Origin of the sequence: Limnothrix sp. FACHB-1083 (assembly GCF_014696485.1) — a bacterium.
Classification (GTDB): Bacteria; Cyanobacteriota; Cyanobacteriia; order CACIAM-69d; family CACIAM-69d; genus CACIAM-69d.
Genome location: NZ_JACJQD010000007.1, coordinates 96,379 through 119,535 on the forward strand (window position 1 = coordinate 96,379; position 23,157 = coordinate 119,535).

A 23,157-nucleotide genomic window follows, 5' to 3' on the forward strand; every position below is an offset into this window, starting at 1 on the left:
CGGCAGCCGCCCGGAGCCTATGGATACCCCTGTTGCTGATGCTTGGCAGTTACTCAATTGGCATGTCATTGACCCTAAAAATATTGGTGATTTGCTCGCGGCTCCTAGTCGTTATTTGACATTAGCCGCCGATCAACAGGCGATCGATCTGCGCCGCTTAGATCCAGAAACCCGCGACCAAACCCAAGCAGAGTTATTATTCGGTGATCGCCCGATCGTGCATGTGGTGGGTGGAGGCGGCCTATTGTTCGATCGCTTTCAAAAGGCAATCCAAGCCCTGGTTCAGCAACGACAGCAATCGCCCGATCGAACCAAACTAATTGCCTGGGGCCCCGGTCAGCAGATCTACGGCAAATTTACACCCCAACAAATTCAAAATTTTGACTATCGAACCTATCTGGATGGGTTTGATTTAGTGGGGTTGCGGGATGCCCATGTGGAGAATTTGGGCTTGGGTTACCATTGGCTGCCCTGTGCCAGTTGCCTGCATCCCGCCTTTGACCAACCGAGGCTGATTCGCCATGAATTTGTGGTGTTTTCCCACAAAAAATTCCAGATTGATTTCCCCGATTTTCCCCACATGACCAACGAGGAAACGGATTTTGAAACGGTTCTCAATTTCCTCGGATCCGGCGAAACCATTCTCACCAGTTCCTACCATGGAGCCTATTGGGGAACATTGTTGGGGCGGAGAGTTTTGGCCTTTCCGTTCACCAGCAAAACTCACACCCTGAAACATCAGCCGGGCATTTTCCCGATCGAGCGGTGGCGGCCCGCCGGTTGGCAACTGAAATTACTGGGAAAAACCTGGATCGATCGTCGTCGGTACGATCGCTTCACCTGTGATGTGACGGGCTGGCAACGCTTTTTAAAACAATGCCGCACCTATCCCGAAAGTTTGCAGGAAACGCGCGATCGTAACCATTGGTTTTATCAACAAGTCCTGGAGTTAACCAGCGCCGCCCCGACTTGAGTTAAACTCATAGACTGGTTTTCGCAACTATTTCCCGTCCCCGATCGCCCTGCTTACCCCCGCCCTATGCCGTCGCCAGCCCCCCTCAGCGGTTCCCAAATTCGCGAAAAATTCCTGGCTTTCTTCGAGGCCCAGGCCCACAAGCGCCTGCCCAGTGCCTCCCTGGTTCCGGAAGATCCGACGGTGTTGCTGACGATCGCCGGGATGTTGCCCTTCAAACCGATCTTTTTGGGCCAGCAAGCGCCCGCCACGCCCCGCGCGACGACTTCCCAAAAATGCATCCGCACCAACGACATTGAAAACGTGGGCCGCACCAAGCGCCACCACACTTTCTTTGAAATGTTGGGCAACTTTAGCTTCGGGGACTATTTCAAAAAAGAGGCGATCGCCTGGGCCTGGAAACTCTCCACCGATCCCGAAGTGGGCTTTGGCTTAGACCCCAAAAATATCGCCGTTAGTGTGTTTGAAAGCGATGACGAAGCCTTTGCCATCTGGCGCGATCAAGTCGGTGTACCCGAACATCGGATCAAGCGGATGGGCGAGGCCGATAACTTTTGGGTCTCTGGCCCCACCGGCCCCTGCGGCCCTTGTTCGGAACTCTATTACGACTTTTTTCCCGACCAAGCAGGCGAAGTTGACCTAGAAGATGATGAGCGGTTCATCGAGTTTTATAACTTGGTGTTCATGCAATATAATCGCGATGCAGACGGCAACCTCACACCCCTGCAAAATCAGAATATCGACACGGGGATGGGCTTGGAACGGATGGCCCAAATCCTGCAAAAAGTGCCGAATAACTATGAAACGGATCTAATTTTTCCGATCATCAAAACGGCGGCTGATATTGCTCAGGTGGACTACGCCAAAGCTGACGAAAAAACTAAGGTTTCCCTCAAGGTGATTGGCGATCACGTGCGCGCCGTGGTGCATTTGATTGCTGATGGGGTAACGGCTTCTAACCTGGGTCGGGGCTACATTTTGCGGCGCTTGATTCGGCGAGTGGTGCGCCATGGCCGCCTGATTGGAGTTGCCGGTGAATTCACCACAAAAGTGGCCGAAACGGCGATCGCCCTGTCAGAAGCGATTTATCCGAATGTGCGCGATCGGGCCGACCACATCAAATCGGAACTGCAACGAGAAGAAGCCCAATTCCTGAAAACCCTGGAACGGGGCGAGAAACTGCTCGCAGAAATTCTGGCGAAAAATCCCCAGCAAATTTCGGGAGCCGATGCTTTCGTTCTTTACGACACCTTTGGTTTCCCGCTGGAATTGACCCAGGAAATCGCCGAAGAACAAGGCATCTCCGTGGATGTCGATGGGTTTGAAGTGGAGATGGACAAGCAGCGGGAACGGGCCCGCGCCGCCCACGAAACGATCGATTTGACTGTTCAGGGTTCGATCGATTCCCTGGCTGAGAAAGTCCAGAAAACGGAATTTTTGGGCTACCAAAATAGTGCCAGCACCGCTCAAGTGGAAGCGCTTTTGGTGGCGGGCAAAGTGGTAGAAACCGCCAACGCCGGAGACGAGGTGCAAATTCTGCTCGATCGCACGCCTTTCTATGCGGAATCGGGGGGACAAATTGGCGATCGCGGCTACTTCAGCGGCGATGATTTGCTGGTGCGAATCACCGATGTCAAGAAAGAATCGGACTTTTTCGTGCATTTCGGGCGAGTCGAACGCGGCATCCTGAAAGCCGGTCAAACGGTGTCGGCAACGATCGACCAAGCCTGTCGCCGTCGGGCCCAAGCCAACCACAGCGCCACCCACCTGTTGCAAGCGGCCCTGAAGACGCTGATCGATCCCAGCATTTCCCAAGCCGGTTCGCTGGTGGACTTCGATCGGCTGCGTTTTGACTTCAACTGCCCCCGCCCCCTGACCGCCGACGAGGTGGCCCAGGTGGAAAGCCAAGTGAACACCTGGATTGCGGAAGCCCACGGCGCGGTGGTGGCGGAAATGCCGATCGCCGATGCCAAGGCCAAGGGCGCAACGGCGATGTTCGGCGAGAAATACGGCGACGTGGTGCGCGTGGTGGACTTCCCCGGCGTGTCCATGGAGCTGTGCGGCGGCACTCACGTGAGCAACACGGCGGAAATCGGCGCATTCAAGATTATTTCCGAAGCGGGCGTGGCTTCCGGCATCCGACGGATTGAGGCGGTGTCGGGCCCGGCAATTTTGGACTATTTGAACCTGCGCGATCGGGTGGTGCGCGACCTGAGCGATCGGTTCAAGGTCAAGCCCGAGGAAGTGCTCGATCGGGTCAGCACCCTACAAGAGGAGCTGAAAACCAGCCAAAAGCAACTGGATGCCCTGAAAGCGGAACTGGCGATCGCCAAGTCCGACAGCTTGGCCAGCCAGGCCGAGGCGATCGGCGACTTCCGCATTTTGGTGGCGCGGTTGGATGGGGTCGATGCGGCTTCCCTGACCACGGCGGGCGATCGGCTGGCCCAAAAGCTGGGCGACGGCGCGGCGGTGGTGCTGGCTTCGGCCACCGACGATGGCAAAGTGAGCCTGGTGGCGGCGTTCGGCAAAGCGACGATCGCCAAGGGCCTGCAAGCGGGCAAATTTATCGGGGCGATCGCCAAACTCTGCGGCGGCGGCGGCGGCGGCAAACCCAACCTAGCCCAAGCGGGCGGCCGCGATGCCAGCAAACTGGACGAGGCGATCGCCGCCGCGAAAACCCAATTGCAAGGGGCGATCGGGTAACGCGATCGCAATTTGCCTAAAAACTCGTTAACCAGCAGATGCCGATCGCTCCTAGGTCGGCATCTGTACTTTTATGCTGACTCAATGGGATCAGCGATACTGGAGCTAGGCACTTCTGGTAAGAATTGTGCTTGGACTATTAACTGGAACTCCTTAAATGCAAGCAGATTTGGTCGTGCGCGGTGCAGATGGGCGTTTGGTGCTGATGGTTGAAGTCAAACGCTACCGCAGTTGATCAATTAACAGCTATCAAATTCGAACTTGATTATTGGTCAAAAATTCAACTGAGATGCATTAAAGCCTTGAGTCATAATCAAATGAGGCGATCGCACTGAGGCTAACAATCCATGATCGATCTTGCAACGATCGCACCGAACCCAACCATTGCTTCCTTAGACGAAGGCTGGCTGGCTGGCTCCTGGACAGATTTTCGCCAGCAAGCCGATCACCCCGAACCCGCAGCGGCTCGATGCTTTTATCACGATGGTTGGTTTTTGATTGATATGTCACCAGTTGGGCCACTGCACGGACGAGATAACACATTGCTGAGTGCAATCATTTTGTTGTATGCCATGCAGCAAGGCATACGAGTTCATGGTTACACAAACACAAGCTTCCAGAAACCAGGAGAACGGGAAGCCCAGCCGGACATTGCGTTTTATTTGGGGGCAGATCGCCGCTTGCCACCAGCTAATAATGCAATCGTCGATCTGAATCAGTATGCGCCGCCCACGTTGGTGATCGAAATTGCCGCCAGTTCCCTCAATACAGACTTGGGATTTAAGCGACTGTTGTATGAACAGTTAGGAATTCAGGAATATTGGGTGGTGGATTCGGTGCAATCCCAGGTGATGGCATTTGGAATTGATCAGGGTCGCAGCGGCGTGATTGAAACGTCAGCAGTATTACCCAACCTGTCGATCGCCCTAGTTTCCGACGCCTTGCAACGGAGCCAACAGGAGAGCCAAGGGGAAACAATGCAATGGCTGATGCAACGGTGGACTCAGGCAGAGCAAGCCGGATAATTCCTGAGGTTTATTCGTGACACCCTAGAGTCCGTGTAAGAGTTTTTCGGTTAGAACTTGGGCGCGATCGACTGGAATTCCTTGCTGCTGATCGATGAATAGTTGATCAATTCCTTGCTTAGGCTGATGAAGCAGGACTTTGGGGCGCTGCTGACCCATTTGGATGTAAACATCACCCGATCGCATCGACTCCACGGGATATTCAGGAATGCGATTTGAGATCCACCCAAAGAAACCATCGCCCTCAATCGGGTCATCAAACGTGGCAACATACCGATCAAAACTTTGCTCACTTGCTGAGACCCAAATTCCCCAGAGAAAGGGGCGATCAATGCCATGAATGGGGACTTCCAGCACTGCTCGGACAAATCGATCGACTGTGCCATTTTCATAGCGAATCACGCATAGATCATCGGTCAGCGAAGCGATCGACTGCTTCTGTTCCTCGCTAAGTGCCACGTAGGGATCGGGCGCTGTGAACCCAAAGCTTGGTGATCCTTCATGCACTTCATGGCAGTAGGTACATTGAAACGAAAAGTCCATTTGATCTATGAATCTTGAACTTGGGGACACAATCCTGAGCTGAGTTTCGCTACATTGGAGAAGCAGATCAGCACTTAACGCCTGATCGTCCACCTATTATTGTCCGGTGAATTGATGAAGACGCAACCTGATGATCTTAATCCAGACCAGAACCTGACGACTTGGCAGCGATTTTGGGGCGGCACTGTTCTGGGGCTTTTGGGACTGGCTTTCGCTGCGCTCTACTGCTATGGCGTGGCAGATGTGCCTTGGCCAGTGGGCGGTTGGTTTTTGGGTTTAGCGGCTAGTGGTTTGTTGGGTCTGGTGGCGGTGAAGCTGAAAGCCGATCCAGGCCGAATGTTGACTGCTTTGCTGGATTCGCTACCCGGTTGAGCACAACCAACGCGATCGAGTTAGCCCCTGGAAATCAGGTAATGGCTCGTTCTATGGCAGTGATTAGCCCCGGCAATGCCAGATGAATAGTGTCCCAAATGACTTCGAGATCGATCGCATCATATTCATGAATCAGGCGATTTCGCATCCCAATCACTTTAGCCCAAGGAATGCTCGGAATAGCTGCTTGAGTTTCAGTAGAAATTCTACGAGCGGCTTCACCAATGATCTCAAACTGACGAATGACCGCAGCTTGGCGCATTAATCTTGTTCAAATACTTCCCAGTCAATACCCTGTACAAAGCTTTGCGCCAATTGTGCAGCGTTTAGCATATCTCGTAGGTAGTTTGGTTCACGAGGCTGCATAAATCACTTGGGCAGAATCTAGGATGGCTTGACGGCGTTGCTCATTGCGGCTGCGCTCTAGTCCTCGGCGACTGATTAGATCAACTTTTCGTTGGAAAATTTGTTGAATTTCATCTTCCATATCTGCCCAGTCAAACAGTGTCCAATGCGCATTCGGGGAAAACGAAATAAGCACATCAATATCACTACTTTCGGGTTGGAAATCGTCTCTTAGGACTGACCCAAACAATGAAAATTCTGTAATTTTCCAGCGCTGGCAGAAGGCTGAAATTTGGTTCTCATTGATCGCAACTTTTGAGGCGATGACTCGAAAGCTTTGCATGAGCAAATTTCCATTGACCACTGACAAAAAGCTAGTAGGGTGGGCAGTGCCCACCACCCTCTGGCCCATGTGGTATCCATTCTCTAATCCATGATGACTTTCTGCCAAAGGTGATCAGATGTGCTGAACGATAGATTATGAGGTGGGCAGTTCCCACCCTACTGCTGCCTCTGAATTTATCTCGAAAACGAAGGCAATCTAGGTATTCCAGATTCATATCGAATGCAGATTAAGGTTCTATATTCCGAAATAGCGCTTCTTAATGTTGCGATATTTCGGAGTTGCCAATAAGCGTTCAATTTTAAGATAATCCCACTTTTCTATTTCAATCTTTTTATTGCGGGAAATGCCATCTAGCTTGTCATGTAGTGTTGCATCAATAACACCATTAGTCATTATGCAAAAACCTCCAGCTCCATATTGATCGATGACATCAGAAACTTGTACTTTTGATCCTGCGAGAGTTGCTCCTCTTTTTAATAACTTGCATTGAATAATCCATTTTCTTCTTGGTCGATTCAACCGACTGTAAGTGTATATTTCAATATCGCGCCCACCATCTCGGGAACGTGACTTCCCCATTTTTTGCCTGGTATCTGGGTCAAAGTCAGGAGAATGTATAATCAAGTCGTAACAAAGTTGTTCAAATAAATCATCATCTATTTTTTCCCAAGGACAGGATATATCAACACTATGTCCTGCTAGATCACCAATCTTCTCTGATAATTGCTCAAGAGCAAATTCATAACTCCCTTCTTGTAAATTGCTGAGAGATGCAAGACTGCTTCTAAAGAAAATATACTGTGCGACCTCATCCCGGATAATCATTAGGTGACCATCCTCTGATAGTTTTACGGAGAAGGAAAGAAGTGGTCTTGGCGCTTGAAAGAGACTTGCTACGGACTTTTGTGAACACTCTTTCTTGGTAAAAGTCATCATTTTTCTCAAAATAGCATCTGTACATTCTCTTGCAATTTCGTAATTTTCTCTAGGAAAAAACATCATTACCAATTTATTCAAAACCACCGGCTGTAAAACTCCAATTGAAAAAACATTAGCTTCTTGCATCACGGGTAACTTACTTCCAAAGCCTGCATATAGCAGCAGTAATTGATCGAGATCAGGAATAAACTCCCTATGAGCAGAATAAGAAGGAACTATCCAAGCCCATGTAGAGGTATAAACAGCATAGCCAATATGGGGGCTGACATATGAATGAAAGAAACCAAACTCTTCTTCGGGATATCTTTCATAGTGCTCTCGTTCTTCATCTGGACTAAAATCCCAGTCATTGATGCCAGCTATTGAGTTGATCATGTATTCATCAGCTAATTCAGGAAAGGTCAGTATTTGGTCTGGGGATAAATCTATTCTAAACTCTTCAAGAGTATCCCAGAATCTCATACCTGATTCCTTTTCATCATCCACATCAGAGAAGCGCAATATTTCAGATACTAGACTATTCAAAGTAGCTTCTTCTTTGATTGGATGAACATCGAAAATTACTTGATGACACTCTCGACTATGTTCTATAGTACAAGATATTTCTTGACAAAAAGGGCTAATGGATTCACCAAAATACAAAGCAAATAGATAGTCATCAGCAATACTCACAGGAGACTGCGCCCAGCCAATAGATGGAAGGCTGACAGCTATTTTAAAATCCTCATTCTCCAAAAGGTGTTCTCTAAGAGAAGCATGAGTAAATTTACTTTCTGTCTTTTCCAGCGAAAACAAAAAAATATTCATGCCTTTATTAGCAATTTGAAGAGCCTAAATCCAATCGTATAGAGCAGAGCAGCACGAGTGTAGTATTGAAAACCCTAAAAGCTACTAGCCGATGGTAGCCGTAGGCTGCCGATCGCGCAGTTCCAAATAGATCAACAGCGCGTTGATATCCGCCGGGTTTACACCACCGATTCGCGATGCTTGACCCACCGTAAGGGGACGCACCTTTGCTAGTTTTTCGCGCGATTCCTTCGAGAGCGTGTCGATCGCCTGGTAATCCAAATTTTCCGGTAAGCGGCGATTTTCTTGGCGGGCGATCGCCTCGATTTGTCGTTGTTGCCGTTGGATGTAGCCAGAATATTTGATTTCGATTTCTGCCCCTTCCGTTTCGGCGCGATCGAGATCAGGATTGCCTAACCCAAACTCCGCCAATTGTTCGTAGTGGAAGCCCGGCCGCTTCAGCAACTCCGCCAGGGTTACGGAGCCTTTGATCGGGCCACCCGTTGCCGCGACGATCGCCGGAGCTGATGGGTCATTTTCCTTGACCCGCGAGGTTTGCAGCCGTTCCTGTTCAGCGGCAATGTTCGCCTGTTTGGTTTGGAACAGATCCCAGCGGCGATCGTCAATCAAGCCAATTTCGCGACCCAAAGGCGTTAACCGGCGATCGGCATTGTCCGATCGCAACAACAGCCGATATTCTGATCGCGAGGTCAGCATTCGGTAGGGTTCGCGCAATTCTTTCGTGCACAAATCATCGAGCAGCGTGCCAATATAGCTGCTTTCACGCGGCAAAATAATCGGCGGTTTTTGTTGTGCCAACCGAGCTGCGTTGATGCCCGCGACTAACCCTTGGGCGGCTGCTTCTTCGTAACCTGTCGTGCCGTTAATTTGCCCCGCACAAAATAGCCCTTCCACGGTTTTGGTCATCATCGTTGGATAGCACTGGGTGGCGGGCAAATAGTCATATTCCACTGCATAGGCCGGGCGCAACATCGTGCAATTTTCCAGCCCCGGCAGCGATCGCAACATGGTAATTTGCAAGCGTTCCGGCAAGCCCGTTGAAAAACCTTGAATGTAAAGTTCTGGAATTTCGCGCCCTTCCGGTTCAATGAAAATTTGGTGCGATTCCTTGTCGGCAAAGCGCACGATTTTATCTTCAATGCTGGGGCAATAGCGCGGCCCCTTGGCATCAACCCAGCCGCCATAGACCGGCGACAAATGCAGGTTTTCTTGAATTAGGCGATGGGTTTTGGCGGTGGTGCGGGTTAAATAGCAATTCATTTGCTCCCGCTCAATGTGAGCCGCCGGGTCGAAGCTAAACCAGCGGTTATCGGGGTCGGGCGGCTGGGGTTCCATTTTGCTGAAGTCCACCGATCGCCGATCGACCCGGGCGGGCGTGCCGGTTTTCAGGCGATCGGTCTCAAAGCCCAGCCGTTTCAGGGTGTCCGTCAGCCCCACGGCGGCGAATTCCCCGGCGCGACCGGCGGGCATCGACTTGTTGCCGACCCAGATGATCCCGCCCAGGAACGTGCCCGTGGTCAGCACTACCGATCGACAGCGGAACGCCACGCCAAAATAGGTTTCTACGCCGATGATTTCGTCGTTGTTTCCCAAAATCAGATCCGTGACCATCGCCTCTCGGATCAGCAAGTTGGGCTGGTTTTCCACCACCTGTTTCATTTCGGCGGCATATTCGCGCTTGTCCGTTTGGGCCCGCAGCGCCCAAACTGCTGGGCCGCGGGAGGCATTCAACACACGCTTTTGCAGATAGGTGCGATCGGCGATTTTGCCAATTTCGCCGCCCAATGCATCGGCTTCATGGACAAGCTGCGACTTGGCTGGGCCGCCCACGGCTGGGTTGCAAGGCTGCCAGGCGATTTTGTCCAAATTCAGGGTGATCAGCAGGGTTTTGCAACCGAGCCGGGCCGCCGCCAAGGCCGCCTCGCAGCCCGCATGGCCGGCTCCCACGACAATCACATCGAAGTCGTCTTGGAAATCGGGTTGAACGGGGCGATCGAGAGCGGCGACAGTCATGGGAAATTTGGGGCGCAAATCAAGGCGTACAGGAATTTTGACATATTTGGCTGAGGTCTTGGATTCGCCATGGGGCTGATCAGAGGATCATTCAGGTGATCAGATGGCGACCAAATCTTGATGAGATTTCCAGGCGCTTTCCCAAGGATTTCCTAAGCAATTTTTAGTGGATGGGGGGCATGGATTGCCGGTGCGATCGCCAGCGCAACAGCCCAAACACGATCGCCATGAAGGCCAACCCCGACACACTGGCCAATGGGTTACCACCAATGCCCGTGAGCCAAGCGGGCACGGCCGGGCTGTAGTGTCCCATGCCGCTGAGGCTCAGAACAGTAATGGTGCAAACCCAACCGCCATGCATCCCGATCGACCAACCCAAACTGCCCGGTTGGGCCCGCCCCAAGGCCCGCGCCTGCACCATGGTCATTCCCAACAGCCACAGGCCCGGCCATTGGGGCCAAGTGGCCAAAACCGCATCCAAAGGCTTCAAAAAATGCAGGGTCGCAAAAATTGCGCTCGTCCAAATGGCCGCTTGCTTCCGGGGCATGGAGTGGCGAAATTCTGCCAAAAACCAACCTCGGAAAAACAGTTCTTCGAGGAACGCAATCCCCACTCCGTTGAGAATGCCATTCAGCCAAATGGTTAACCAGGACTGATTAGGCGGCGTTTCCCACCAAAACCAACCCAACAGGAAATAGAGACCATGGAGCAGGGCAAAACTCCCGATCGCGATCGCCACGCCCATCGCCAAATCCTGCACCATGCCCCGGTTCCAAGACCAACCATAGGCAGAGAGCGGCCGTTGCTGACCGCGCACCCGTCGCCCCCACAGCCACAGGGTGGTCAGAATGGCCAAATATAAGGTCAACACCGCCATCAGGTTGGTGAGGTTGTGGCTCCAACCCAGGGACAGCACCAGCGGCCAGCAGGTGAGGGCCGCCACCGGCAACCACAACACCAACAACACACCGATGAAGCTGGCAATCCGCAAGGGCAGGGGATAGGCCGCGAGCTTGGGAGCTTGGGCCAAGAGGCGATCGAACATGAGCGCTACAGTTTCTCCGTCGTGGCAGGACTAACGCAGTCAACGGCACGGCGCACTCAGGCTGGTGCGGGTGGCTGAAGCTGAGGGCTGCGGTTCCAATGGGTCAGTTTAGAACTAACTCAGAACTAACTGAGAGCCAAATCAGGGTCAACTCAGGGTTCATCAACAGGTCAATTTAGACCTAAATGAAGATGCCTGAGAAGTCACTTGGGGGACTGGCAAAGCGCCAAGAGTCCCGGGTTCAAGGAGCTTCAGCCCCCGGTCTGCGTCGATCGAGGCGATCCACAGGGTAGCAGTTTTGGTTTTTCAGACCTCCTGCCAGCCAAGGCGAGGCCAAGACGACCTCACCGGATTTGACGGAGATCGATTATGTGGCAATCATGCGGCAATTTGCTCAATTTCTCACGCCACTAATCAGGAAAATTAGGCGGTTTCTTTGTGATCGAGACTGATCAAACGAAGTCTGGCGATGTTTAAGTGGCCTATCTGTGGCATGGTCATCTGGATTGCCAGAAAGTCAAAGTCAACGGAGCTACTATTCATCTTCAAAATATAGAAATCAATCAGAAATATAGGAAAAATCGAAAAATAAAATAGAACCAGAACAAATTGAATGCTCCGGTTCTGTGAAAGATGAAAGTACAGAACTCGATTGACAGCTAGCTGTGAACCGCTTTTAGCAGGCTCTGAAATTGGGTCTGAAATGGAGTGACCCCAATCAAGAGCAATGCAATGGTATGAAAGCCTAGGAAGCAACGTTGAAGAGATCAAGCACTGACCGGGTTCAACACCTTGCGAGGTCGGTACTGCTCTCCTTTCAGTTGATTGCGCAGTTGATTCAATAGGCTATAGAAGGTGGGTAACTGTCCAGCGATCGAGAAAACAGCTTTCTGGGGAGTTGACAGGTAGTAATAAACCAACTCTTTAACCCGCTGTTGCATTTGCCAATCACCGCTCATAATTGCCTTGCTCATCATGGTTTTGCCCAGCTCCATGAAGATTGATTGGCTGATTTGATAGTGATCGCGGTGCTTCAAAAAGACCCGAAACTTAGCGGTTAAGCGCTGCTCGTTGGCATGGGCAGTGCGGGAGTAGCTAGCAGGATTGCTGCATCGATACAGGCTGGAAGGCACGGGATCGTAAGCCCAGGTTTGGCCATGAATGACCCGCAAAACCAATTCTAAATCCTCTGCACCGGATGCTTTTTCATCAAACCCGCCAACGGCTTGCAGGTGCGATCGACGGGCGGCCAAACTCGACAGTTCCAAGATGCCATGCTTGCGATAAAGCTGGAAATAAGTGGCGTGATCTAGTTGCCCCGTTGGCTCTGAAAATGGGCCTGTATCGGACATGGAAACCACTCGATCGGCACTGATGGAATAGTGCTCAGCGGCAGCCAAATAAAGCACATCGTCCGAGTTGCCAACTAAGTCTTGAATGCGTTCTAAGTGGTTTGGTTTCCACCAATCATCGGCATCTAAAAAAGCAACCCAATCACCAGTGGCGGTGGCAATTCCTGCATTTCTGGCTCCTCCGGGGCCCAGATTGGGTGTGCGCAAAATTTTGGTTGGCACTGGGCTGCAACGGAGACACTCGATCGAGCGATCGGTGGAACCATCATCAACCACAATGACTTCGCTAGCTGGAATGGTTTGTTCGGCAATGCTTTGCAAAGCCTGATTGATCCATTGTTCGGCGTTATAGCAGGGGATAACAACTGAGAATTTCATGAAGAGTCACCAAATGAAGACGTAGAAGAACATTTGGTTAAGTACCGCTTGATCCCAATCATAGATTTTGAGACCTTTTTCGCCTAGTCTCTTCATCAACACTTCATAATGGCGATTTGGATTGTGAAAAACTCATGAAGATTTTATATTTTCTCCGGATTTCGCTCCACGCCAAGAACCCCCGAGGTAGTCGATCGCCCCGTTCCCTATAAAGCCAAAAAATACGCCGGATCAACTTGACCCAGCGTACTATAGTAATATAAATGGTCGATTAAGAGACGAACTCAAGTCCAGCAACAGAAGTTCAGCAACAAATGAGCACCAAATCCTTAACTGGCTAGGTATTCACGGATGTCTGCCTTGTGTTTGCGGAGCTTGGTGAGAGCTTCGCGTTCAATTTGGCGGACGCGCTCGCGGCTAATTTGCAGGCGATCGCCAATTTTGGCCAACGTGAGTGCCTGACCGTCACTTAACCCAAAGCGTAGGGAAAGCACTTCCCGCTGTTGGGGGGTCAAGTCGGCCATGATGGTTTCAATGTCGCCGCGCAGGGAAGACTGGGTGGCGAATTCCTCCGGGGAGGGCCCTTCGTCTTCGAGCAGCTCACCAAGTTCCGTGTCTTGGTTGTCGCCCACTCGCAAATCCAACGATAGGGGCTGGCGGGCCCGTTCCAGGTAATCCCGGATTTGCTTGGGAGAGAGGCCAATTTCGTCGCCCAACTCGGCGATGGTGGCGCTGCGGCCCAGTTGTTGCGACAGGGTGCGCTGGGCTTTTTTGATTTTGTTCAGTTTCTCGGTGATGTGGATCGGGAGGCGGATGGTGCGCCCCTTTTCCGCGATCGCCCGAGTGATGGCCTGACGGATCCACCAATAGGCATAGGTACTGAACCGATAGCCCTTGGTGGGGTCAAACTTCTCAACGCCGCGCTGCATCCCGATCGTGCCCTCTTGGATCAGATCCAGAAGGTCCACATTTCGCTTGATGTATTTCTTGGCAACGGACACCACGAGGCGCAGGTTTGCTTCCACCATTTTGCGTTTGGCGCGATCGCCCTCGCGAATGGCGGCTTTCAGCTCATCTAGGCTCAAGCCAATTGCTGCTGCCCATTCCGCCAAGCCGGGTTCATAGCCCAGGCGCAGGGTCAGCTTGTCTTTTTCCTCTTGCAGAACGTTGAGGCGTTGTACCTGCTTGCCCAAGACGATTTCTTGCTCGTGGGTGAGCAGGGGAACGCGACCAATTTCACGAAGGTAGGCGCGAACGAGATCCGTAGCTGTGGGGTCTTTTTTCATGGCAGTTCGGCTCCGCGAACGACCGCTGGGCAACTGAGGAAACTCTATAGTAACGAATTTTGAAGTCGTTTTGCAGTTTTGACGGCAAATTAGTAAAGAAATATCAAAACTCGAAATCATTGCGTTCTCTAATTTTAGGATACCCACCTTTGGCGAGGTGGTCTGCATCTTGAATCACAAAATCCTGAATTGCCCGTCATTGTGCGGCTGGCCAGGGTTTGAAAAAACCAGGGCGATCAGGGAAACCAGCGGCTGAGATCGGGCAAAAATGTGCTGATTTTCGCAATAAGCAAGATGGATGGGCGCACAAAACCCGGTTTGCAAAATTCGTGACTGCCTGATGGGGCCCCACGGGGCGATCGGCTTCAGGGGATCGGTGGGGATCGGCAGCAATAAGCACTCCCAAAACACCGAACCGCTGGTAAAACAGTTACAGCCCTGCATAGCATCTGATCTCTATATAGAAGCGATCGCCCCATGAGAATCCTGTTTGTTTCCGCTGAAGTAGCTCCCCTGGCCAAGGTGGGTGGCATGGGCGATGTGGTTGGTGCGTTGCCCAAGGTGTTGCGGGCCATGGGCCACGACGTGCGGATCTTTATGCCGTTCTATGGCTTCATCGCTGACAAGTTAGTGGACGCGCCCAAGGAGCCAATTTGGTGGAGCGATGCCATGTTTCAGCGGTTTGCCGTCTATGAAACAACCCTGCCGGGAACCGATGTTCCCCTATACCTAATGGGGCATCCGGCATTTTGGCCGCGGCGTATCTATTCTGGGGATGACGAGGATTGGCGGTTTACCCTGTTTGCCAATGCCGCCTCGGAATTTGCCTGGAACTATTGGAAACCTCAGATTATTCACTGCCACGATTGGCACACGGGCATGATTCCGGTTTGGATGCACCAATCGCCGGACATCTCGACGGTCTTTACGATTCACAACCTGGCTTACCAAGGGCCTTGGCGCTGGAAATTGGAGCAAATGACCTGGTGTCCTTGGTATATGCAGGGCCACAACACCTTGGCGGCGGCGGTGCAATATGCCGATCGGGTCACCACGGTGTCGCCCACCTATGCCCACCAAATCCAAACCCCCACCTATGGCGAGCAGTTGGAGGGGTTGATGTCTTGGATTAGCGGCAAGCTGTCGGGAATTGTGAACGGGATTGACACGGAGGTTTACGACCCAGCCACCGATCGCGCTTTGGTCAAACCGTTCACGGCCGAGACGATCGAGAATCGCCGGTTGAACAAGGTGGCCCTGCAAGAGGAGATGGGCCTAGAGATCAATGCCAACACGTTCCTGGTGGGGATGGTGTCGCGGTTGGTGGAACAAAAAGGGGTGGATCTGATCATGCAAACGATCGATCGCTTCTTGGCCTACACCGATTCGCAGTTTGTGCTGCTGGGAACGGGCGATCGCTACTATGAAACCCAGATGTGGGAACTGGCGGCCCGCCATCCTGGCCGCGTTTCAGTCTTTTTGCTATACAACGATGCCCTTTCCCGCCGGATTTATGCCGGGTGCGATGCGTTCCTGATGCCGTCGCGGTTTGAACCTTGCGGAATCAGTCAAATGCTGGCCATGCGCTATGGTTGCATCCCGATCGTGCGGCGGACCGGCGGCCTGGTGGACACGGTGCAACATAACGATCCCGTGGGCCAAGCGGGCACGGGCTATTGTTTCGATCGCTATGAACCGCTGGATTTGTTTACCTGCATGGTGCGGGCTTCGGAAGCCTTCCGGTTCAAGGCGGAATGGCTCAAGTTGCAGCAGCGGGCCATGGGCCAAGATTTCAGTTGGGAAAAATCCGCGATCGAATACGTGAAGCTTTACGGCAACCTGCTGGGAATCCCAGAATCGGAACTGGGGATCCTAACGCCCGTGGCGGAACCGGCCGCCCACGATCGCCTGGAGGCGGCCTTGTCCTAGGGGCTGATTCCGCTTCCCAAGCTTGCAACGTTCTTTAACAATTTGAGCCAGATTCTCAGAATCCGGGCTTTTGTTCCTCAGCGATCGGCCATGGCCGATCGCTTTTTGATGGGCTGTCTTGGGTGGCTCGGGGCAAAAAACCGGACTTTGGAGGGATCAAACCCGGCCATTACCGTCACCAGAAACCCTTGAACGGGCGGGATTAGCTGACTTTGGGCATGGTAAGGCAATGCGAGGAAAACCGTCCCGAGGGATTTGCTTGACAGATCGTAAATATGTTGTTACATTTATTTACATAAGGCAACAAAGCGTTGCGATCACCCCGAGAGGTTGTCATGGTTTTACTCATCGCACTGTTCGCGATCGGCTGGCTCGCAGCCGTCGTCCTCGGAACCCAAGCCTATTTCCTGGGCGAGCAGACCAAACCGATCCACTCGCGCAACTGGAATTCCCAAGAATTTGAAACCCTGGCCCAAGCGATCACGGGTTCCTCGATCGATTACGGCAAGCGCCGCCCCGCCTATGCCTACGCCATGGATGCGTATACCAGCAAGCAGGTGACCCAACAGTAGGGGCAGGTTTTGAACTGCAAGCTTCAAAAGCCTTTAGCTGAATTTCAGCCGCGTTAATCGTCTCATTTCTTTTCTCCTCTCTCGACGGCTTCAGTCTTTGTGCTGAGCCGTCGTTTTGCTGTTTTGCTGTTTTGAGTCCTTGGGCGATCGGGAAGCGATCGGGCGGTGGGGCGATCAGGACTCGTCGGGCCGCAATAGCCGGCCATCGGTCATCACTCACTTTTCGCCATTGCTGGCCATCCCGAAAGTTTTGTAGAGTCGTGATGGTTGATTGATGTGGTTGCTATGGTTTCTCATCGGTTGTTGGCAGACTCTTTGGCTCCCGTTTGGTCTCGATCGCGATCGGTGGCCCTCCGGCGTTTCACTGTGCTGGCTTTGGCGATCGCCCTGGGGGGTGGTGTGGCGGCCTGCGGTGGTTCCGCCAACAATGCCAATAATGCCAACAGCTCGACGAACAATGGCATCGTCAACCAAAGGGCCGCTGCGCCTGCGGTGGCGGGTAACTATCCCGTGCAACAGGCCAGCTACAACAACAGCACCGGGGAATATACCCTCATGTTGCTGAATGCGCCGCCGGGGATGAGTCCCTACCGGATCAGCAACTTGCAAATGGCTCAGATTCCGGAAGCTGAAGCCAAAGCGGGCAAAACCAGCTATCTGGCCGTCAGCAGCCCCACGAGTTCTCCGGTGTTGCATCTGCTGCCCACTTTCAAAATTGAAATGTTGAGCGGTGAACCGACCCAAGTGCAACAGGCGGGACTGCAACCTACCTACTGGCAACCGATGCAGCGCGGTGGGGAGTTGGAAATTGACCTGGATTTTTATCAGCCCTACTACTACGTGCCGCCGCCCTATCGATCGGGATCGGTGCTGACGGGATTTGGCGGCTATGGCGGAACCTATGAACAGGCCGCCGGGCAATACCAACAGCGCTACAACGCTCCCCCAGCGCCCGTGCAAAATCGCAACTTCCGCACCACCCAAAATTTGCGACCTTCGCCAGCAAACAGCCCCACCCGCAGCCCTAGCCCCACTTCCCGATCGAGCGGCTTTGGTTCCAACACCAGTGGTTCATCTCCGGCCGCCACGCCCAGCACAACCCCTGACTCCACCACAACCGCCACGCCGTCCAGCGCCACTCGTTCCCCAAGCCGCGATGGCAGCCGATCGACCGGGGCCGGCTTTGGCAGCAGCACCTTTCGATCGTCCGGTTCTTCCGCGCGGGAGCGATCGCGTAGCTCGGGATCTTCCAGTCGGCGCAGTGGTTTTGGCAGCAGCGGCCGTCGCCGCTAGCTGAGTTGCAAACGAAGCTGACCGGGCGGCTGGTTAATTCGCAGCTCCCAGTTGGGGAAATCGGGAGCGCCGCAATCCAGGCTAGAGTGGATCGGGTTCGGCTGCGTTGCAACTCCCATGTCTTTTCTTGATCCTCACCTCAACCTCACACCCTCTTTGCTGGGGTCGATCGCCCTAGTGGCCGCCTGGTTGGGAGCCACCATCTTCACCGCCGAATGGCTCTATCGCCGCCAGGTTGCTGGGCCCGAAGTGGGGCGCAAAGTGGTACATATCAGCACCGGCCATGTGTTGCTCTTGGCCTGGTGGTTGCAAATTCCGGCCTGGGTGGGGATCACGGCCTCTCTGTTGGCCGCCTTGGGGGCCTGGCTGTCCTATCACCTACCCCTGCTCCCCAGCGTGAACGGCGTAGGTCGCCGGAGTTTGGGCACGCTGTTTTATGCCATCAGCATTGGTCTTGTCATTGCCCTTTGCTGGCCGGCCGATCGCCCCCAATATGCAGCGCTGGGCATTTTGGTCATGGCCTGGGGTGATGGGTTGGCGGCCCTGGTGGGGCAGCGGTTTGGCCGCCATCCATATCAATTAGGCGGCATCACCAAAAGTTGGGAAGGTAGTGCCACCATGGCCATCGTTAGTTTTCTGGTGGCCGCCAGTATTTTGTTTAGCACCCAAGGGTTCAGTTGGCCGGCTGGGGCGATCGCCCTGGGAATTGCCGGGTTGGCAACGGGGTTGGAAGCCTTCTCCAAGTGGGGAATCGACAACCTCACCGTGCCCATTGCGAGCAGCGTGATTGCCCTGTTGGGCGATCGGCTCTGGCTTTGATTGTTGGCTAGTTGGTGCGCTGGTTAGTTGGTGAACCGTTGATTAGCCCAGTGTTGGTTAACCCAAAGCCAGCAGATCTACGCCGCATTGGTCAACCAAATAGCAAGTGGCGCGGAATCGCAGCCCCATCAACTGTTCATAGAGCGGATTCAGCTTGCACAGGGGCGGAATCCGAAACAATAAGCGCCCAAACAACTTCACGTCCCGAGCAAAGGGGCATTGGCTGGGGATGAGGCGATAGATCAAAAGGGCCATTTCCCGATCGCGGATTTCAATGCGATCGATGCTGTCACGAAGGAATTGGAGAAGTTGGAACATCTGGAAAGTTGAAGAAAGCTAACAAGTGACGCTGAAGCGTCGTGATTGCAAAGGGGGCACACCGAGTTTGGATGCCGCAGCCACCGACCAAAATTGATGAATGGGGGTAGCCGTTTTGGAAAAACCGTTCGAGTCAGGTTGAGCAATGCTTCAGAGACTCAGATGATGTCTCAACAGGTACAGCGGACAAGCTGCAAACCAAGATCCTGTTTGGCTGGGCACAAAAACAACCGATTTGTTGCGAAAACCGATGAGGCTTTGGGGTAATTTCGCTTCGTGCGATCGAGATTTGACGTGAGAGCAGGCCATACTTCAAGGCTCATTGCAAGATACACTCCCCTTGCCTCGATTTCAGCTTAAAAAGTCTAAGCCAGACCCAGTTAAAGAAACGTATAAAATTTGCCGTTTTTGCGTAAAGACTTGGTGAAGTGGGGGTCTAAAAGCGTGACTTTTGGGGGGTTGCCCTGGAACTTGTTAAGGGCAACTTCATATTAGCATTATTTCTGAAATGTTTCGTAACAGTCCCGATCGTGGCTCAAATGACCATCGGCCGCCCGATCGGGGCTGAGCCGCAAATTCAGGGGATCACGTCGTAAGAGCATCCCCTTGATCGATCATGGCCAAACGCGCAATATTTGGCCGTTTAGGGCTGGCTCCGCAGGCACATTTGGGCAAATCAGCGCCAGACTCTGGGGGAGTTACTGCCAAATTGCCGCTTCATTGAACGCGAATTTGTGCCAAATTTTTCACCGGTTTTGCTAACTCGAACTCGATATGAATTTTAGTGGTGAATGATCATTGTGAATTTTGAGCGTCCGTGACCGCCGTGAAGCGTGCCGCTGCGTTAGGGCAATGGGGAATGGCTGCGCGTGATTGCAGTGACGATCGGCAAGGGCGATCGACAGTAACGATCGGGAATCAGCGCCAGTCTAGGGCGCAGAAATGCTGTCGGAAACTGCTTAAAAATTAGGGTTATTGAGAATGAAAATAAGCAATCTTGGATCAAGCCATTGAATATTTCGATGAACGATCGGTGATTATAACGACCCTTTCAATTGACGAATGGGGTGAATTGTCATTAGATAGATTTCATTACAACTCTTAACAAACCTAAGGGCGAGCCAAGGCAATCAGTTTGCAAATTGATTGCGAAATTCGCTTGCCCATCATCAGGTCACTAGTGGCATATGAGACTGATTACGGATTTTGACGGCCCGATCGCGGATGTTTCAGAACGGTATTACCAGGTCTATCAATACTGTTTGCGGGAAATTGCTCGATCGGGTCAGGAAATCCACCGTTTGTCCAAGCGGGAATTTTGGAACCTGAAACGGGCCCAAGTCAAAGAGGCTGAAATTGGTGTGCGATCGGGTTTGGATGGAACCCAAGCGGATCAATTTGCCCAACTGCGGCGGGACACGGTTCACCGCATGGAATATATGTCGCTGGATCAACCGGTTCCCGGTGCAATCCAAGCACTGGAGCGGGCCCAAGACATGGGCTGGGAACTGGTGGTAATGACAATGCGCCGGGTTCGGGAACTGGATGAAGCGCTGGAGCGGTGTGGATTGGCTCGGTTCTTCACACCCGATCGCCGCTATTGCCTGCCGAATGACTATGTGAAAACCCGCGACGTGGAAGACAAGCCCAAACTCATGGCCAAAGCCATGGGCGAGTTGCCGCCCGCAGCCCTGACTTGGATGGTGGGAGATACGGAGGCGGATATTGCGGCGGCTCGATCGGCTCAAATCCCGATTGTGGGTGTGCTCAGCGGAATTCGCGATCGGGATCGCCTGGAAGGGTATGAACCCGACGCGATCGCCCCGAATCTGGCCGGAGCGATCGACTACATCATTGCGAAAACGAACCGAGCCACCAAAACAACGCTGCCGCGCGAAGGTAGCCTGCCGAGAACTGGCTCCTAGGGGCTAGGGTCGCGGGTGATGGGACAGGCTAGCCCTAATCCTGTTGGGCGTTTTTGATGGCCCCAAAGAAACTGGCGATCGTGACAGGGATGCTCAAGCCCAGAATGGTTCCCGTGGTGACGGTTCCCAACTCCGGTTCGCCGGACGTGAGTTCAAATACACAACCCACCGCTGCGATCGCGGCAACGCAGGCGATCGCCAAAAATAAGCCACTCTTAGGAGTCAGCATGGGTTTTGATTTGCTCCGAATTTTTGCTGAATTTTTGCTGAAAAATCTGGGCCGGCATTGGCCTGAACTGGCCTGAGATCGCCTTCTTGAAATGGCTTTCTTGAAACTGCTTTCTTGAAATGGCCTGGCTGATATCCTCTCGATCCCGGTAGGTTTGGGGATTCCGTCCCTAGCCCAGCAACTTCGGTTGCTGGGCTAGGCCACGGTGTGAAATCGGTTGGCGCAGCTCCTCCGCATTAGCGCATAGGACGCACATCGCCATAGACAAAGCCTTTTTCCTTGAGGGCTGTGGTCAAGGCCAGCTCGTTTTCGACCCGATCGACAAACATCACCCCATTCAGGTGATCCATTTCGTGCTGAATGGCGCGGGCCAAAAGTCCATCGGCCTTGAGGGTGCGCGGGCGGCCCGTTTCATCTTTGTAGGCCACTTCAACTTGGGTGGGGCGCTCCACATCCAAATAGACTCCCGGGATGCTGAGGCAACCTTCTTGGTCGCATTCCAGGGGGCCGCCTGCGGACTTCACCACGGGGTTGATCAAAATTAGGGGTTCCACATCGGCCTTGTCTGGCTCGATGTCAATCACAATAATCTGCTTGTCGATCGCCACTTGGGGAGCCGCAAGGCCAATGCCGTCAGCGCTGTACATGGTTTTCAGCATGTCTTCAGCGATTTTGCGCACTTCAGCATCCACTTTGGCCACGCGCTTGGCCGGACGACGCAGCACCCGATCGCCCAGGGTGTGGATCTCAAGGGGCGGATTCTTTAGCTTTTTCTTCTCAACCAATACTTTCGCGGTCATGGGTGGGGCGGTCTTTGGCGGTTACCTTTCTGCCTTCCCATCCTATCGAAAGATTGGTTTTTTCCGTGGACTGGTGCTCAGGGTTGCGGCTGGCTGGCAGCAACGCCCAAGTCGCAACCCATTCATACCCAAGCAGCCACCTAAGCAGCGGCCGGCGGATCAAAGCGGCCGCGACCACAACAGGGTTCAATGCCCATCCGATCGAGCAGTAGCTCACTCACCGCATTGGCGATCGCAAATTCACTGAAAAAGCTCTTGGAAAAGTCAAACCCCTGCATTTCCGTCAAAATCGCGATCGCAATGCCATCAATATCATCCTCGCCTTCCATGCGTTGACGGATATAGGCATTGGCGGCTACGCGGGCAATTTGGCTGTTCACGGCCTCGGGAATATATTCCGAGTCGAGGAGGTTTGCGAGGGACTGCTCCAGCCATTGGCGTTCGCGATCCAAATCTTCAACGGGGGCCAAAATGACGGGCGGAACGGGTTGGGCCATGCCGATCGCTCTCCTGGTGAAAGAGTCCAATGCTTCTGTAGGCCACCATCTTAGCCAAATTGCGTTGATGGTCGATCCTGGGGGCAATCCCAGTGGTGGTCACTGCCCGATCGCCCCAGGTCGTGAGGCCGGTTTGAACCTGTGCCATAGGCTAGGAAATGATGATCTAAGAGCGGCGAGCCGTGAATCGACTGACCAAACTGCCCAGACCTTCCCGCACTTGGTCGATCGCCCCTTGCAGCGGCCCAGGCAACACCGACGTGGGTTGAACCGCAAGGGTAATCGGATCGTCCTTGTAGGCCTTAATCCGATAGCCATATTCCAAGTTGCCTTGCTGTTTTTTCAGGCGCGGAAAAAGACGGAACGCCCCTTGGCGCAGGTCATTTTCATTGGCAAAGATGGCCTGGTTAATTTGATTACTGCGGTTCACCGCCAAGGCCCCAACCGGGTACCAGGGTTTCTGGTCTTTGACCCGCACGTAAACTTCAAATTCCGGCATTCCCTTCGATCGCATCTCATCAAGCTGACTGGCGGCGGCGGCGCGGCGATCGTTCGATTTTGCTTTGGGTTGGGCTTTGGGCTTGCCGAATCCGGTGGGGGTTGCCAAGGGTGGGGCCTCCAGGGGAAAACTCAGATTTGAAATGTTTT

At 53.1% G+C, this 23,157-nt stretch carries 23 protein-coding genes; 10 read left to right on the top strand and 13 right to left on the bottom strand.

Annotated features, from left to right (window positions below):
• Positions 1–19: 19 nt before the first annotated feature.
• The 3 genes from H6F46_RS10615 to H6F46_RS10625 all read left to right on the top strand — a co-directional run bounded on the left by H6F46_RS10615 (position 20) and on the right by H6F46_RS10625 (position 4,701).
• Positions 20–973 carry a hypothetical protein gene (locus H6F46_RS10615; RefSeq protein ID WP_190355249.1) on the top strand — a complete coding sequence of 318 codons (954 nt, stop codon included), beginning with the start codon at positions 20–22 and terminating at the stop codon, positions 971–973.
• Between the two features lie 66 nt (positions 974–1,039).
• The gene (alaS, locus tag H6F46_RS10620; protein WP_190355248.1) at positions 1,040–3,676 is read left to right on the top strand and encodes an alanine--tRNA ligase; all 2,637 of its coding nucleotides are present in this window, start codon (positions 1,040–1,042) and stop codon (positions 3,674–3,676) included.
• A 347-nt stretch (positions 3,677–4,023) separates the two neighbouring features.
• Positions 4,024–4,701: a Uma2 family endonuclease gene (locus H6F46_RS10625; protein ID WP_190355247.1), complete on the top strand. Its 678-nt coding sequence runs from the start codon at positions 4,024–4,026 to the stop codon at positions 4,699–4,701.
• Positions 4,702–4,725: 24 nt separating this feature from the next.
• On the opposite strand, the gene H6F46_RS10630 is transcribed toward H6F46_RS10625, so the two are convergent.
• Entirely contained in the window at positions 4,726–5,244 is a 519-nt protein-coding gene (locus tag H6F46_RS10630; protein ID WP_190355246.1) for a DUF2199 domain-containing protein, read from the bottom strand.
• A 114-nt stretch (positions 5,245–5,358) separates the two neighbouring features.
• Between H6F46_RS10630 and H6F46_RS10635 the strand changes: the two genes are divergently transcribed.
• Entirely contained in the window at positions 5,359–5,616 is a 258-nt protein-coding gene (locus H6F46_RS10635) for a hypothetical protein (protein WP_190355245.1), read from the top strand.
• 34 nt (positions 5,617–5,650) lie between these two features.
• Here the strand turns inward: H6F46_RS10635 and H6F46_RS10640 are convergent, their stop codons facing one another.
• From H6F46_RS10640 to H6F46_RS10670, 7 genes are all read right to left on the bottom strand, one after another.
• Positions 5,651–5,878 (bottom strand): DUF86 domain-containing protein, encoded by a 228-nt coding sequence (locus H6F46_RS10640; RefSeq protein WP_199291504.1) that lies wholly within the window; start codon positions 5,876–5,878, stop codon positions 5,651–5,653.
• 90 nt (positions 5,879–5,968) lie between these two features.
• On the bottom strand, positions 5,969–6,304 hold the full coding sequence (locus H6F46_RS10645) for a nucleotidyltransferase family protein (RefSeq protein ID WP_190355244.1): 336 nt from the start codon (positions 6,302–6,304) through the stop codon (positions 5,969–5,971).
• Between the two features lie 237 nt (positions 6,305–6,541).
• Positions 6,542–8,053 (bottom strand): hypothetical protein, encoded by a 1,512-nt coding sequence (locus H6F46_RS10650; RefSeq protein ID WP_190355243.1) that lies wholly within the window; start codon positions 8,051–8,053, stop codon positions 6,542–6,544.
• A gap of 84 nt (positions 8,054–8,137) precedes the next feature.
• On the bottom strand, positions 8,138–10,066 hold the full coding sequence (mnmG, locus tag H6F46_RS10655) for a tRNA uridine-5-carboxymethylaminomethyl(34) synthesis enzyme MnmG (protein ID WP_190355242.1): 1,929 nt from the start codon (positions 10,064–10,066) through the stop codon (positions 8,138–8,140).
• A gap of 163 nt (positions 10,067–10,229) precedes the next feature.
• Positions 10,230–11,111, bottom strand: coding sequence for a CPBP family intramembrane glutamic endopeptidase (locus tag H6F46_RS10660; protein WP_190355241.1), 882 nt, complete (start codon positions 11,109–11,111; stop codon positions 10,230–10,232).
• A 767-nt stretch (positions 11,112–11,878) separates the two neighbouring features.
• Entirely contained in the window at positions 11,879–12,841 is a 963-nt protein-coding gene (locus tag H6F46_RS10665; RefSeq protein ID WP_190355240.1) for a glycosyltransferase family A protein, read from the bottom strand.
• 329 nt (positions 12,842–13,170) lie between these two features.
• Positions 13,171–14,127, bottom strand: coding sequence for an RNA polymerase sigma factor, RpoD/SigA family (locus tag H6F46_RS10670; RefSeq protein ID WP_099532528.1), 957 nt, complete (start codon positions 14,125–14,127; stop codon positions 13,171–13,173).
• Positions 14,128–14,604: 477 nt separating this feature from the next.
• On the opposite strand from H6F46_RS10670, the gene glgA reads away from it, so the two are divergent.
• The 5 genes from glgA to H6F46_RS10695 all read left to right on the top strand — a co-directional run bounded on the left by glgA (position 14,605) and on the right by H6F46_RS10695 (position 18,740).
• On the top strand, positions 14,605–16,056 hold the full coding sequence (gene glgA / locus H6F46_RS10675) for a glycogen synthase GlgA (protein ID WP_099532530.1): 1,452 nt from the start codon (positions 14,605–14,607) through the stop codon (positions 16,054–16,056).
• Between the two features lie 335 nt (positions 16,057–16,391).
• The gene (locus H6F46_RS10680) at positions 16,392–16,628 is read left to right on the top strand and encodes a photosystem II protein, Psb35-related (protein ID WP_099532531.1); all 237 of its coding nucleotides are present in this window, start codon (positions 16,392–16,394) and stop codon (positions 16,626–16,628) included.
• 115 nt (positions 16,629–16,743) lie between these two features.
• Positions 16,744–16,884, top strand: coding sequence for a hypothetical protein (locus tag H6F46_RS10685; RefSeq protein ID WP_190355239.1), 141 nt, complete (start codon positions 16,744–16,746; stop codon positions 16,882–16,884).
• A 29-nt stretch (positions 16,885–16,913) separates the two neighbouring features.
• Positions 16,914–17,921: a hypothetical protein gene (locus H6F46_RS10690; protein WP_199291505.1), complete on the top strand. Its 1,008-nt coding sequence runs from the start codon at positions 16,914–16,916 to the stop codon at positions 17,919–17,921.
• Between the two features lie 117 nt (positions 17,922–18,038).
• Complete coding sequence (locus H6F46_RS10695; RefSeq protein WP_190355238.1) at positions 18,039–18,740, top strand: diacylglycerol/polyprenol kinase family protein; 702 nt, start codon at positions 18,039–18,041, stop codon at positions 18,738–18,740.
• Positions 18,741–18,797: 57 nt separating this feature from the next.
• Here H6F46_RS10695 and H6F46_RS10700 read toward each other — a convergent pair whose 3' ends face one another.
• Positions 18,798–19,058: a Mo-dependent nitrogenase C-terminal domain-containing protein gene (locus tag H6F46_RS10700; protein WP_190355237.1), complete on the bottom strand. Its 261-nt coding sequence runs from the start codon at positions 19,056–19,058 to the stop codon at positions 18,798–18,800.
• A 1,187-nt stretch (positions 19,059–20,245) separates the two neighbouring features.
• Between H6F46_RS10700 and H6F46_RS10705 the strand changes: the two genes are divergently transcribed.
• Entirely contained in the window at positions 20,246–20,983 is a 738-nt protein-coding gene (locus tag H6F46_RS10705) for an HAD family hydrolase (protein WP_190355236.1), read from the top strand.
• Between the two features lie 34 nt (positions 20,984–21,017).
• Here the strand turns inward: H6F46_RS10705 and H6F46_RS10710 are convergent, their stop codons facing one another.
• From H6F46_RS10710 to H6F46_RS10725, 4 genes are all read right to left on the bottom strand, one after another.
• Positions 21,018–21,212, bottom strand: coding sequence for a hypothetical protein (locus H6F46_RS10710; protein ID WP_099532535.1), 195 nt, complete (start codon positions 21,210–21,212; stop codon positions 21,018–21,020).
• A gap of 236 nt (positions 21,213–21,448) precedes the next feature.
• The gene (gene def / locus H6F46_RS10715; RefSeq protein WP_190355235.1) at positions 21,449–22,012 is read right to left on the bottom strand and encodes a peptide deformylase; all 564 of its coding nucleotides are present in this window, start codon (positions 22,010–22,012) and stop codon (positions 21,449–21,451) included.
• A 140-nt stretch (positions 22,013–22,152) separates the two neighbouring features.
• On the bottom strand, positions 22,153–22,509 hold the full coding sequence (locus tag H6F46_RS10720) for a hypothetical protein (RefSeq protein WP_099532537.1): 357 nt from the start codon (positions 22,507–22,509) through the stop codon (positions 22,153–22,155).
• A 166-nt stretch (positions 22,510–22,675) separates the two neighbouring features.
• Positions 22,676–23,116 carry an HHL1-like protein gene (locus H6F46_RS10725; protein ID WP_099532538.1) on the bottom strand — a complete coding sequence of 147 codons (441 nt, stop codon included), beginning with the start codon at positions 23,114–23,116 and terminating at the stop codon, positions 22,676–22,678.
• Positions 23,117–23,157: the final 41 nt, after the last annotated feature.